Source organism: Bacteroidales bacterium (genome assembly GCA_023229505.1).
Taxonomy (GTDB): Bacteria; Bacteroidota; Bacteroidia; order Bacteroidales; family JAGOPY01; genus JAGOPY01.
Window position 1 is genome coordinate 1 of the sequence record JALNZD010000065.1, and the last position, 11,976, is coordinate 11,976.

General features: G+C 43.8%; 10 protein-coding genes. 5 read left to right on the top strand and 5 right to left on the bottom strand.

The window, feature by feature from the left end; all coding sequences use genetic code 11:
• Positions 1 to 387 precede the first annotated feature (387 nt).
• On the top strand, positions 388 to 2,217 hold the full coding sequence (locus tag M0Q51_16080) for a DUF3857 domain-containing protein (protein ID MCK9401497.1): 1,830 nt from the start codon (positions 388 to 390) through the stop codon (positions 2,215 to 2,217).
• 5 nt (positions 2,218 to 2,222) lie between these two features.
• Here M0Q51_16080 and M0Q51_16085 read toward each other — a convergent pair whose 3' ends face one another.
• The 3 genes from M0Q51_16085 to M0Q51_16095 form a co-directional block, all read right to left on the bottom strand.
• Positions 2,223 to 3,155: a hypothetical protein gene (locus M0Q51_16085; protein ID MCK9401498.1), complete on the bottom strand. Its 933-nt coding sequence runs from the start codon at positions 3,153 to 3,155 to the stop codon at positions 2,223 to 2,225.
• A gap of 42 nt (positions 3,156 to 3,197) precedes the next feature.
• On the bottom strand, positions 3,198 to 3,752 hold the full coding sequence (locus M0Q51_16090) for a nitroreductase family protein (GenBank protein ID MCK9401499.1): 555 nt from the start codon (positions 3,750 to 3,752) through the stop codon (positions 3,198 to 3,200).
• A 118-nt stretch (positions 3,753 to 3,870) separates the two neighbouring features.
• On the bottom strand, positions 3,871 to 5,178 hold the full coding sequence (locus tag M0Q51_16095) for a glucose-6-phosphate isomerase (protein ID MCK9401500.1): 1,308 nt from the start codon (positions 5,176 to 5,178) through the stop codon (positions 3,871 to 3,873).
• Between the two features lie 274 nt (positions 5,179 to 5,452).
• On the opposite strand from M0Q51_16095, the gene M0Q51_16100 reads away from it, so the two are divergent.
• A complete protein-coding gene (locus M0Q51_16100) occupies positions 5,453 to 6,883 on the top strand; it encodes a HAMP domain-containing histidine kinase (protein MCK9401501.1) in 1,431 nt (476 codons plus the stop codon).
• Between the two features lie 6 nt (positions 6,884 to 6,889).
• Positions 6,890 to 7,588, top strand: a complete 699-nt coding sequence (locus M0Q51_16105; protein ID MCK9401502.1) for a response regulator transcription factor — start codon at positions 6,890 to 6,892, stop codon at positions 7,586 to 7,588.
• Here M0Q51_16105 and M0Q51_16110 read toward each other — a convergent pair.
• Both M0Q51_16110 and M0Q51_16115 read right to left on the bottom strand, forming a co-directional pair.
• Positions 7,585 to 8,838 carry a beta-lactamase family protein gene (locus M0Q51_16110; GenBank protein MCK9401503.1) on the bottom strand — a complete coding sequence of 418 codons (1,254 nt, stop codon included), beginning with the start codon at positions 8,836 to 8,838 and terminating at the stop codon, positions 7,585 to 7,587. The genes M0Q51_16105 and M0Q51_16110 overlap by 4 nt on opposite strands.
• 58 nt (positions 8,839 to 8,896) lie before the next feature.
• Entirely contained in the window at positions 8,897 to 10,264 is a 1,368-nt protein-coding gene (locus M0Q51_16115; protein ID MCK9401504.1) for a T9SS type A sorting domain-containing protein, read from the bottom strand.
• 335 nt (positions 10,265 to 10,599) lie between these two features.
• Here M0Q51_16115 and M0Q51_16120 point away from each other — a divergent pair, with 335 nt between their 5' ends.
• Entirely contained in the window at positions 10,600 to 10,782 is a 183-nt protein-coding gene (locus M0Q51_16120) for a hypothetical protein (GenBank protein ID MCK9401505.1), read from the top strand.
• 469 nt (positions 10,783 to 11,251) lie between these two features.
• Positions 11,252 to 11,863 carry a hypothetical protein gene (locus M0Q51_16125; protein MCK9401506.1) on the top strand — a complete coding sequence of 204 codons (612 nt, stop codon included), beginning with the start codon at positions 11,252 to 11,254 and terminating at the stop codon, positions 11,861 to 11,863.
• The last annotated feature ends 113 nt before the right edge of the window (positions 11,864 to 11,976 follow it).

Consider the following 11,976-nt stretch of genomic DNA (forward strand, 5'->3'; position numbering starts at 1 on the left):
TTAACCCCAAGGCCTTGGATGATTATCAACAAAAATATAAAGAAAAGAAAATCAATCAACTAAAGAAGAGAATCGCTCAACTTGAAGCTGCTTGAAAAAAGAAGTTATATAAGAGGTGGTCATTAAGGCGTTATCCAAGAGGACAGAGCATAGAAAAATGAATAATTAATTGTTAAACCTCTACGAAGTATATGGATTATAGGGCAACTTTTATTCTACAAAACTTTATCTGCTATGCAGAATTCGCCGTAGGGGATAAAGTTTTGTAGTAGAAGAATGATATAAAATTTAGAATAAATTCCCCGTAGGGGATAAGGAAATTTAATCAGAAACAGAAGATTTTAAATAATGATATACCAATAATTCATAATTAACACCTGAAACCCTATGAAGAAAAGCTATTTTGTCATTATTCTGGCTATATTTTTTTTAGTATCCATACCTGTGCTAAAGGCACAGAATGAAAACCAGGATGCCGAATACATCAAAGTAGTCAAGGAATATATCCTTCATGAAGATGGAAGCTATGACTACCATTACCGGAAAGAATTAAAACTGCTGACCTACTTCTCTTTCCAGCGGCTGTACGGCGAGACTTTTATCGTATATAATCCCGAATACCAGAAGCTGAAGATTAATGAAGCCTATACCGTGATGGCCGACGGGAAAAAGGTCATAGCACCGGAAAATGCCTTTAATGAAGTCCTGCCGGGCTTTGCCAGGGATGTAGCGGCTTATAACCACCTCCGGGAGATGGTGGTGACGCATACCGGTACGGAAAGAGGCTGCGTGATCACCCTCGACTATACGATCCAGACCGCGAAGGGATTTCTGCCGTTTTTCTTTGGGATGGAAGAAATCGGGGAGAATGCCCCTGTTAAAGACCTGAGCATCATCATCCGGATCCCCCAGATCCTGAATCTCCAGTACAGGCTGCTGAACAGCCGTACCGCCCCGGACATCACCGAGCTTGCCGGACAACTAACTTATCTCTGGAACTTCAGGAATGTGCAGGCCTTGCCGCGGTCTGCCAACCAGGATCCGGAGCGGAAAGCGAATCTTATTTTCAGTGCAGCCAAAGATATGACCTGGGCTTATTTTTCTTTTGTCAACCAGCCGGCATTTAAAAGTTCGGTTAGTCCTGAGATCAGCCGGCGTGTTGAATCCGTGACCAAAGAGAAAAAGAACGATCTCGACATCATCCTCACTTTGCAGGAGGTAGTGATCGATGAAGTGAAGCTGGCCGATATACCGCTGGTTTACACCGGTTACCGCGTCCGTACGCCCGCTGAGGTTTGGCAAAGTGCAAACGCGAACGGTCTTGAAAAAGCCATATTACTGTCCGAAATGCTGAAAATGGCCAATATCAATGCCTGTCCTGTAGCAACGGTGCCTAACGGATGGTTTAGCCGTGAAATGGGCAACCTGGCCGTGTTCGACAGCTATCTGGTCCAGGTCAACCCGAAAGAAACCGGGAGGATATATCTTTCAGTTATCCAGAAACAATCCCAGAACCTGATCTACGATGTGCTCGATAAAACCTTGATCCAGCTTGACGGGGCCATTGAATCGATGCGGACATTCCAGGAAAAGCCCCAGACCAATCTTTTGCAGATGGAGGCGAAGATAAGACTGTATGACGATAAGACGGTAGGTGGTGAGATGGAATTGGAATTGGAAGGCATCGTGAACCCGTATTTCCGGCTCAGGAAGGATTCTTCTTATGTGAAAAATTTACTTGCAGGGGATATTACTTCTGCGCAAATTGATAAGACAGAGCTTAAACAATTGTCCGAACTTAAATCCAAGTCACTAATAACCACTATACCAATAATCATAAAAACAGATTACAACGGCTTTGTCTTTTTCGAACTTCCCAGGTACAAAACCGGTTTTGATGCATGGAACCTGGGCCAGTTCAGCGGATCTGGCACGACACCCGTCAAACTCGATTATCAACTCTGGGAAAATTATAAATACAAGATAGAAATCCCGGCTGAATACGAATTATTTACACCTCCGGTTGACCTGGAAATTAAAAATGTGCTGGGTGAGCTCAAGATCCATATTTCACAGTCAGGGCAGACGGTGACCATTGTACGTTCCTTTGAAAATTCACATGACGTGATCACTTCCGATAATATGGATGAATTCCGTTCAATGCTGACAGCGTGGGAAAATGTTAACTGGCGGAAGATTGTTTTAAAGAAGAAATAATATTCTCAGATCCCTGAAGTATTGAGATTCCCAAGGCTAACGGTGATCGTCCGTTTGCTTTCCACTTTCCGGTCGGAAAAGATTTTCATAGTTACCTGCAGGTGAAGGTTGTAGATATTGATCAATGATTCTTTAGACTGGATCTGCCCGACTTTCAGGATATCTGAATTGATAATCCCTGACCGGCGCGAGGTATTATTATCAAGGATCTCATTTTCCCCTTCGGTGAGAAATTTCCGGTCATAATCGAGAAAATCGTAAATATTTGCGATTTCATCTATAGTAAGCACCTGGAGGTTCTCGAGCCCGTCGATGCTGATCAGGAACCAGTCGTAGGTCTGCTGGTCGATGAGGCAGCGGTTGAGGGTATCTTTATCGAGTATACGGGCGTTGTTGATGATGGCGCTTCCATAAAAATTGTTGTCGAAATGGAAGATCGTGTCGTAACTGACGGCATAGCGCAGGCTTAGGCTGCCGATGATATTCCGTAGCTTGGGGTAAAGATGATAGGAATTATAAGCCCTGATCACCATTTCGAAATTGATGGCGAAGAAAAGGGAATGAAGAGGGGTATCGAAGATCACGAACCCGCCGTCGCCGGTGCTGATGAATGATTTCTCGATCTTTTCCTTGGTATAGCGCTGGAAGATGAACTGGTTGTTTTCCAGGCAAAGCCGGATCGCTTTTTCAAACAGGATCTTGAACAGGGGCGGGATGAGCACCTGCTCGAAGTGTTTATAAAGGCCATAACGGTAAATATCGATGCCGAGCACTGAGCGTCTGACAAATGAGCGAAGGTTGATATATTCTGAGATAGCTTCCTGGAGATCCTCGCTGTCGGGGATCATATTTACTTTATCAAAGATGGATTCCGTATCGTATTGACGAAGGATTTCCAGGAGTTCATCGTAATGCAGTTTTTTTACCTGGTTTTCCATTATTAATTAATTTGCCGCAAAGATAGTTAATTGAAAATTGGCTCAATATCTATTATAGCTCACCACTTCCTCAAGTCCCTTCCTTTTCTTCTTGCGCAGCGGATAATTCTCCGGGAAATATCCCAGTGTGATCAGCAGCCCGATCCGCTTGTGCTTTGGTATCCTGAGAAGATCCTTGATGGGCTCTTCGTTGAACCAGCCTACCATGCAGGTTCCCAGGCCTTCCTCAGTAGCCTGGAGGCAGAAATGCTCCGCAGCAATGCCTATATCGATCAGGGGAAATTCCCTGTCTTTCAGATAAGCTCCAATCTGCGTGATGGTCTTCATTTTTTCAATGACGATAGCGACGATAACAGGGGCTTGTCCGGCGAAAGTATTGAAAGTGGATAGTGGCCCGAAGGTTTCTTTGGCTACTTTCTTACTTAATTCCGGATCATCCACGACGACAAATTTCCAGGGCTGGCTGTTACTGGCCGATGGAGCCAGGCGTGCAGCTTCAAGGCAACGCTTTACTTTTTCAGGTTCAACCGGACGGTTGTCGTACTTACGGACGCTTTGTCGTTTCGTTACAAGTGCAAGAAATGAATGATTTTCCATCTAGTTATTTTTTTCAACACAATAGACACAATAGAACACATAGGTTGACACAATAGGTCTATGTGTTTTTCTATGTGTTCTATTGTGCCTATTGTGGTTAATAAATGATTTCCAACTGCTACTTAGGTTTCCCAAGCAGGGCAAACATATTCTTTTTATAAGCTTCCACGCCTGGCTGATCAAAAGGATTTACACCGAGCAGGTAACCACTGAGGCCGCAGGCCAGCTCGAAGAAATAGATCAACTGGCCGAGGTTATACTCATTGATCTCCGGAACCTGTATCCGGATATTCGGCACGCCTCCATCGACATGGGCCATTAACGTACCCAGTTCTGCCATCCGGTTCACATGCCTGATCTCCTGCCCGGCAAGGTAATTCAACCCGTCGGCATCATCGTCGGCACGCGGGATGGTGAGCTTATGCCGGCTTTTCTCAACCGAAAGCACGGTCTCAAACATGATCCGCGCGCCCTCCTGGATAAACTGTCCCATGGAATGGAGGTCGGTAGTGAAGCCCACGCCGGCGGGGAAAATGCCTTTTCCTTCCTTGCCTTCGCTTTCGCCATAAAGCTGCTTCCACCATTCCGTCAAAAAAGCCAGATTCGGAAGATAATTCACCAGGATCTCGACGGTCTTGCCGCTTCGGTAAAGGGCATTGCGTGCTGCGGCATAAGCCATTATTGGATTATCCGCGATAGTATTATACCGGCGGGCGAAAACTTCCATATCGGCCGCGCCTTCGACCAGTTTCCTGATATCGAAACCGGCCATAGCTATGGGCAGCAGGCCAACCGGTGTCAGCACGGAATACCGGCCGCCAACATCATCCGGCACAACATAAGTGGGATAACCTTCACGGTCGGCCAGGCTTTTCAAGGCCCCTTTCTGCTTGTCGGTAATAGCGATGATGCGTTTTCTCGCCCCTTCCTTGCCATACTTCTTTTCGAGGTGGTTTTTCAGGATCCGGAAAGCAATAGCGGGCTCGGTGGTGGTGCCGGATTTCGAAATAACGGCCAGGGAATAATGCTTGTGCTCAAGGATCTCCAGCAGTTCGGCCATGTAATCTTCGCTCAGGTGATGGCCCGCATATACGATATAGGGATACTTCTTTTTATCCAGCAGGTCGTAAAACTGGTGCCCCAGCGCTTCGATGACTGCCCTGGCGCCTAAATAAGATCCACCGATCCCGATAACCACGAATATTTCCGAATTTTCACGCAGACGGGCAGCATCTTCTTCCATCCTCCGGAAAAGATCCTTATCAAATTGAAAAGGCAGGTCCACCCAGCCCAGGAATTCATTTCCTTTGCCGGTTTTAGTCCAAAGTGACGGGTAATGCAGATCGATTTCGTTCTGAAGACTATTAATCTTTTCATCAGAGACAAAGCTGTAAAGCTTACTCAGGTCTATACTGATATGTGTCATGAAATTAATTTTTTTACAGGGCAAAAGTAATAAATAATGGGGGCCTAAAAAAGATACAGCCCGTCAATCGACGGGCCGCATCCCCCAATAGACCAAAAACCAAAATTATGAATCAGACTTTACTCGCGCAATACATAACCCAGTGATTCATTTGTCTGGATTGTATGATACAAAAATATAACACAAAATCTGCCCCAAATGTTAATGAACTTTAAGGAAAGTTAAAATATGTTAAACCCCCGGCTATTACTCTATAATTCAGTAATTTTGCCTCATGAAGCAACGGATGATCATCTTTGCCGTCGTAATGCTCTCCATCGCCCTGGCCGGGCTGATGATCATCCAGGGTTATTGGATTTACAGCGCTTTTAAGGTCAAGCAGGCTAATTTCGTCAGCACGGTCAACGAAGCCTCACTTAAGGTAATCCTCACGATGGAAAAAATGGAAATAGTCAAGCGTTTTCAGGAGCCGGAACTAATGGGAAGAAATATCAATTCGACGATAAAGGCTGTTGATTCCATCAACCAGATAATGCTCAGGGAAATGCAGCTTATCACAACGCGGAAGGATCTGGAAATATTCTTCAACAAGTTTTTCATAGCACGGGAACTGATGGAAGACAGGATGTTCAGTATGGATGACCGGAATACCAGGAGAAAGATCGACCTCAGGACTTTGGATTCATTGCTGACCGACGAGTTCAAGCAGCGCAACATGAACATGACATGGGAGTTTGGGGTTTTTAATCCGTTTGGGGATGAAATAACGGTAAATGATATTTCTTTTCATAAAACGGCACTTAGAGATCCAAAGCTAAGCTTCCATTTCGAACTTTTTCCCGATGACATGCATACCCATCCTGATTTCCTGCTGCTTTATTTTCCTAAAGAAAAACAATATCTCTTCGGCCAGGTCTGGCCACTTGTGATCATCTCCATTCTGCTTGTCATCATCATTATTTTATCCTTTATCTATACTCTTATCATGTTTTTCCGCCAGGGTAAACTTTCAGAACTCAAGACCGACTTCATCAACAACATGACGCATGAATTCAAGACGCCGGTGTCGACCATTTCCTTAGCCTGTGAGGCGTTGAATGATAAAGACATCCAGAAATCGGACGAACTTTACCATACATATATCAACATCATCAGCGAAGAGAACAGGCGGCTGGGTCTCATGGCGGAGCGGATCCTGCAATCGGCTGCATTGGAAAAAGGCGACCTTGTGCTTCACAGGGAACTGACGGACCTGCATGAGGTACTGACGGAAGTAATCCGCAACATAGGCATCCAGATCGAGATCAAAGACGGCAAGATCGTCAAGGATTTCCAGGCTAAGAACAGTTTTGTTGAAATCGACCGCATGCATCTGGTCAACGTGGTGCAAAACCTGCTGGACAATGCCAACAAATACACCCCTGTCAGGCCGCAGATCATTGTGGCAACCAGGGATGCGGCTGACGGGCTGGTGCTTTCTTTCCAGGATAACGGCATCGGGATCAGCAAGGCCGATCAGAAAAAGATATTCGACAAGCTTTACCGGGTCCCGGAAGGCAATATTCATAATTTTAAAGGATTCGGGTTGGGTTTGAGCTATGTCAAGACAGTCGTGGAAAGCCATGGTGGCAGCATAAAGCTGGAAAGCGAGCTGAAAAAAGGGACTAAGTTCGAGGTATTCCTGCCTCATAATCATCGAAAATAATTGAATATGGAAAACAAAGAGCTGAAAGTATTACTGGCGGAAGATGACAAGAACCTGGGTGCTGTTCTGAAAGCTTACCTGGAGGCCAAAGGGTATCATACTACACTTTGTATCAATGGAAAAGAAGCCTTTGACATTTTTAACAAGAAGAAGATTGATTTTTGCATCGTTGATGTGATGATGCCGGTAAAAGACGGGTTCACGCTGGCCCAGGAAATCCGCAAGCTCGATAAACACATCCCGATCCTTTTCCTGACGGCCAAGTCCCTGCAGGAAGACAAGATCAGGGGCTTTGAGCTGGGTGGTGATGATTACCTCACTAAACCGTTCAGCATGGAAGAACTGCTGATGCGCATGAAAGCCATCCTCAGGCGGGTGAATGAAGGGAAAGACACTGAAAACAAATCCTCTGTTTACAAGCTCGGCAAGCTGACTTTCGATTACAACAGGCAATTGCTGAACACCCCTGGCGGAGAAAACAAGCTGACTTCCAAGGAGGCGGAGCTGTTGCGCCTCTTATGCGAAAACGCCAACGACGTGCTCGACCGCAGCGTGGCACTGAACCGTATCTGGCAGGATGACAGCTATTTCAATGCCCGCAGCATGGATGTTTATATCACCAAACTGAGGAAATACCTGAAGGAAGATCCGTCAGTAGAGCTGCTGAACGTGCATGGAATAGGGTTCAAACTCGTTTTACCCTAATTAATAATTCTCCTTTTCACTTTTCCTGTTGGAGAATACGGGCAAATAGGCCCGAGTTCATACTTTTTATCGTCCAGAACATCATACAGCGCCCCGGAAGAAAGGGAGCGGGTTGTGTTTGTAAGCACGATAATTGTTTTTTCCTGGTCGAGATCACGGATAAAGTAGGAGCGGAAACCTTTCCACCACCCGAAATGATAAACGGTATTGACCCGGACGGCCTTGATCCGCCAGCCGAAACCGTAATTGTCGCGCCACTTGGAGAACCGCGGGCTTCCTTCGGTATAAGCCTCATTAAGTGTGGTTTCGCTGACCAGCAAGCTCTTATAGAGTGCCTGGTCCCATTTAAAGAGATCTTCCACGGTAGTATAAACTCCTTTATCGCCCACGACCCCGTTCTGGTAATGGTTTAGCTCCTCCCTCGGCATACCCCGGCTGGGACGGTGGCCGGCAATTCCCACCTGCACGTATTGCGGGATTTTCTTCCCTTCTTCAAGGTGGTAGATGAAGGAATCTCCCATATCCAATGGGTCAAATATCTTTTCCCTTATAAACTGGTCGAACGGTTTTTTAGTGATCCTTTCAACCACCGATGCGAGGAGGGCATAGTTGGAATTGCAGTAATCGAAGCCATTCCCGGCCGAAAAATACCGCGGCGGTTGATAGTCGGCCATGATCCTGATCATATCTTCATTGGTCAGTGGTTTGGTTTGATCCCAGTAATTGTCGGAAAAATGCATGTAATCAGGTAACCCGGAACGATGGTTCAGCAGGTGGCGGATGGTGATGCCAGGGTAAGGCAGCTCGGGAATGTACTGCCTGACGCTGTCATCGTAATCCAGCAGTCCTTCCTCTTTCAGGATCATGATGGCCATGGCGGTGAACATTTTCGACACGGAAGCAAGCTGGAAGGCGGAAGAAACCGTCAGGCGCTTTTTTGTCTTAAAATCATCATAACCGTAAGCCTTTTTAAAAACCAGCCGCCCTTTTTCCCCGTATAGGACGCATCCGTTAAAGCCGGCTTTGATCTGCATTGTGCTGAAGACGCTGTCGATGACCTTCGCTTTTTTAGCCATAGTGATCTTGTCGAGATCGATGAAGAGGCTGTCGGCGGGGAATGCATGGCGTCTAATATACCGGGGCGATTCTTTTATCTCTTGTGTCAGGTAAAGAATAGCCGCTACCAACCCGATGGCCGCACCGATCGGGAGAAAGATATATTTGAGCAGTTGTTTGAAAAGCCGTTTCAATCCTTAAAAAATCCGGGTAAAAATAGGGTTTTTACAGCCCGCTCATTTACATGTTCCCTTAATTTATGATTAATTTCCGGGTAACAGTTTGTTTTGAAATCTTTATTCTGATCAGGTAAAGTCCTGGTTTGAGGTGAGACAGATCTTTGTTAAAATAAGCAGTGCCAGGAGATACAGAACACACAAATCGTCCGGAAAAATCGAAAATATCCAGCTGGTCGATGGATTCCCGGGATTCTACACTTACAATTTCATATACCGGATTATAGAAAACCGATATTGGTGAATTTGTCATTTCGTCTAAAGAATTTATATTCACCTGCTGGCAGGTTGGCTCTGTAAAACCACTTTCACAAATATCACTTTCAGAAGCCCAATAGGCTGACATAAAGAAGCAATACTCTCCGGATTCATTTACACAATAGGGATTGGGTATGGGATCACTGAGTGAATACATGGCAATAAATTCACCATCCTTTTGGACATAAGTTATTATATCAACCAGCTCCCGCCGATCATTTTCATTGTATTCCAATACTATACAAGTATCGTTCAAGAGATATGACCCCAGGCTGTAGGGCGGAGGATAACATTCCCGGTAAACAGAGATGTTATCAATTCCCCAGTAATGAATATGCGAAGAATTTTCACCCTGGGCGACAAATCTGATCCTGAACACTTTGTTCATACTAAATGCATTGATATTAATGGTATCCCTGGTCCACCCAAATGATCCGGTTTGGTTGCTGTAATCCTGGACTGTAGAATATTCTTCGGATTGATGGTCCCAGATCTGGACGATAAAATGTTCGGTTCCGGAACTATCTGCGGATGATAAGTACAAGTCATATCCGAGAAAGATATAGCCTTCGGTCATACCGAATGCATTGAGGTAATAGCTTTCCAGCGACTCAACATAATCCGTCAAAGGTATTTCAGGTTCGAATACGGCTGAAGGAGCGCTATTTCCTGTATCAACAGAAATTATCCAATTATCTGAACTTATTACCCAATCGCTGGTCGAGAATGATCCCAGGTTCCAGTTTTCCTCAAACGGCAGATCAAATCCATAAATACAACTGACAATTTCACAATCAGGTTCCGATTCGATGGTTTCACCGGGATATCCATTGTATGCCAAATCGCAGACCGCTGTAATACAATAAGTATGGATGCCGGGGGGTTGATTTGTAAAATAATGAGTGTAAACCGAATCGCCGGTATGTGGTAAGTATTCTAAAAATTCACCATTTCGATAAAAATTGAATCCCAGCAAGGAGGGAGGTGATGTAGTCTGAAAATTAATGATGACATTTCCGCCACCACAGGTCGAATAAACAATTTGCGGGGGATCGCAGGGAGGTGAAGCTGCAGGATTAGATAAAAATAGCCCGCTAAACAGAATCGAAAATATCAGGGCAATCATGTTCAGGCATATTAGAATGTACCAGATACATTATTTAATATAAACAGCTGGAAAACAGATATTAAATAGACATTAATTTGTATAAAAAGGTTGCATTCAAATTAAATAAATATCTGAGCAAACGCGCCCGACAGCAACTGCGCGTCTGTGACGCGTGCTTAAAAACAACTCGTTTTAAACGAGATAAATACCGGCACTCGACACAATCGCGCGCCAAATGGGTGCAATTTTAATTTTTATTTCCAATAAATCTTTCAAATGAAATAAAAATCCCGAAATTTTTTCAGAAATTCGCTGCATCAGAAATTAATCAAATAATAAAGGAGGAACAAAACATGAAAAATGAAATTCAAACCAGTGCACCTTCAGGTGCGGTTTATGCTTTTGGCTTGATCGGTTCAGCCGTATATTTTATTTCAACTGCCACCGGCTTCTGGATGGGGGTAGTTGGATTTTTAAAAGCGCTTGTATGGCCGGCCTTTCTCGTATATGAGGCGTTTAAACATTTAGCGATGTAAATTCTTGGCACGCGATGCAATTTCAAGCTAAATTCCAAGTGCGCGTCTTTGACGCATGATGAAGAATTAGAATAATTTAATAATTTCAGGTATGGAAATAATAAACCAGGTTAGAGAAAGCGAAATTGCGGGCTCTGACTGACCGTTGGCCCCGGATGGAACGGCGGTGGTTCAGGAGAAGAAGAACTGCTGCAAAATTGCTATCTGAACTCCCTGAAAATAGCCGAAGAACTGGAACTGAAATCCATTGCCTTTCCAAATATAAGTACAGGAGTTTACAGGTTCCCAAAACGACAGGCTGCCCGGATAGCAGTGACAACTGTCAGGCAATACCAGGCAGCAGAAACACACATAGAAAAAGTAATTTTTGTATGTTTTGACGAGGAAAACTTTGAGATTTACAGGGAATTACTCTCAGCGTAAAATATCTGCATCAATTGTGCACACCAATGGCGATAAATTGTATAAAGTGAAGAATATCAAACTGATCCTGAAATCGATTATAAATGAGATTCTTATTATTTTCATTTTTATTTTTTTAATCAATAATTATATTGGCAATGTTGATAAGACTATAAAAGCAGATGGAGTAGGCTATTATGATTATTTACCTTCGCTTTTCATACATCATGATCTTATAAGAAAAGATATTCCTGTCCAAAAAGATTCCATACTTTATGATCGAATAAAGTCCCTTAAATTGTATGTGGATTTTGGTGACTTTAAAGTAAATAAATATGCCTGTGGAACAGCCGTTTTGCAGTTGCCTTTTTTTACATATACTTACTTAACAGCAGACCTTGAAGGAAATAACAATGATGGTTATCAAAAACCTTTTCAAAAAGCTGTTTTTTATGCAACGGTTTTTTATTTATTTCTCAGTATTTTCTTCCTGAAAAAATTGCTTGAACTGTTTGATATAAAAAGGAACACCATAATCCTGTCTCAATTATTGTTAGTCCTTGCTACTGCCGTAACACATTATACTAATTATGACGCGGGATTTAGCCATGTTTACTCCCTGTTTGCTATTACTGCCTTTTTTTATTTTGTCAGATCATATCTTACAATACTCCGGTAATTTTTATAAATGAATTTAACAATGACATGTTTGTAAAAACCTGCTTGATAGGCTGAAACCAAAAGAGAAAAGCATCTGCTTTGTTGTTAACCAAAACCACAAACCAAGATGCT

What these genes read in the sequence shown, in the direction of transcription:
- M0Q51_16085 (MCK9401498.1), bottom strand. Translation starts at nt 3,155, where the DNA reads ATGGAAAACCAGGTAAAAAAACTGCATTACGATGAACTCCTGGAAATC.
- M0Q51_16090 (MCK9401499.1), bottom strand. Translation starts at nt 3,752, where the DNA reads ATGGAAAATCATTCATTTCTTGCACTTGTAACGAAACGACAAAGCGTC.
- M0Q51_16105 (MCK9401502.1), top strand. Translation starts at nt 6,890, where the DNA reads ATGGAAAACAAAGAGCTGAAAGTATTACTGGCGGAAGATGACAAGAAC.
- M0Q51_16120 (MCK9401505.1), top strand. Translation starts at nt 10,600, where the DNA reads ATGAAAAATGAAATTCAAACCAGTGCACCTTCAGGTGCGGTTTATGCT.
- M0Q51_16100 (MCK9401501.1), top strand. Translation starts at nt 5,453, where the DNA reads ATGAAGCAACGGATGATCATCTTTGCCGTCGTAATGCTCTCCATCGCC.
- M0Q51_16095 (MCK9401500.1), bottom strand. Translation starts at nt 5,178, where the DNA reads ATGACACATATCAGTATAGACCTGAGTAAGCTTTACAGCTTTGTCTCT.
- M0Q51_16080 (MCK9401497.1), top strand. Translation starts at nt 388, where the DNA reads ATGAAGAAAAGCTATTTTGTCATTATTCTGGCTATATTTTTTTTAGTA.
- M0Q51_16115 (MCK9401504.1), bottom strand. Translation starts at nt 10,264, where the DNA reads ATGATTGCCCTGATATTTTCGATTCTGTTTAGCGGGCTATTTTTATCT.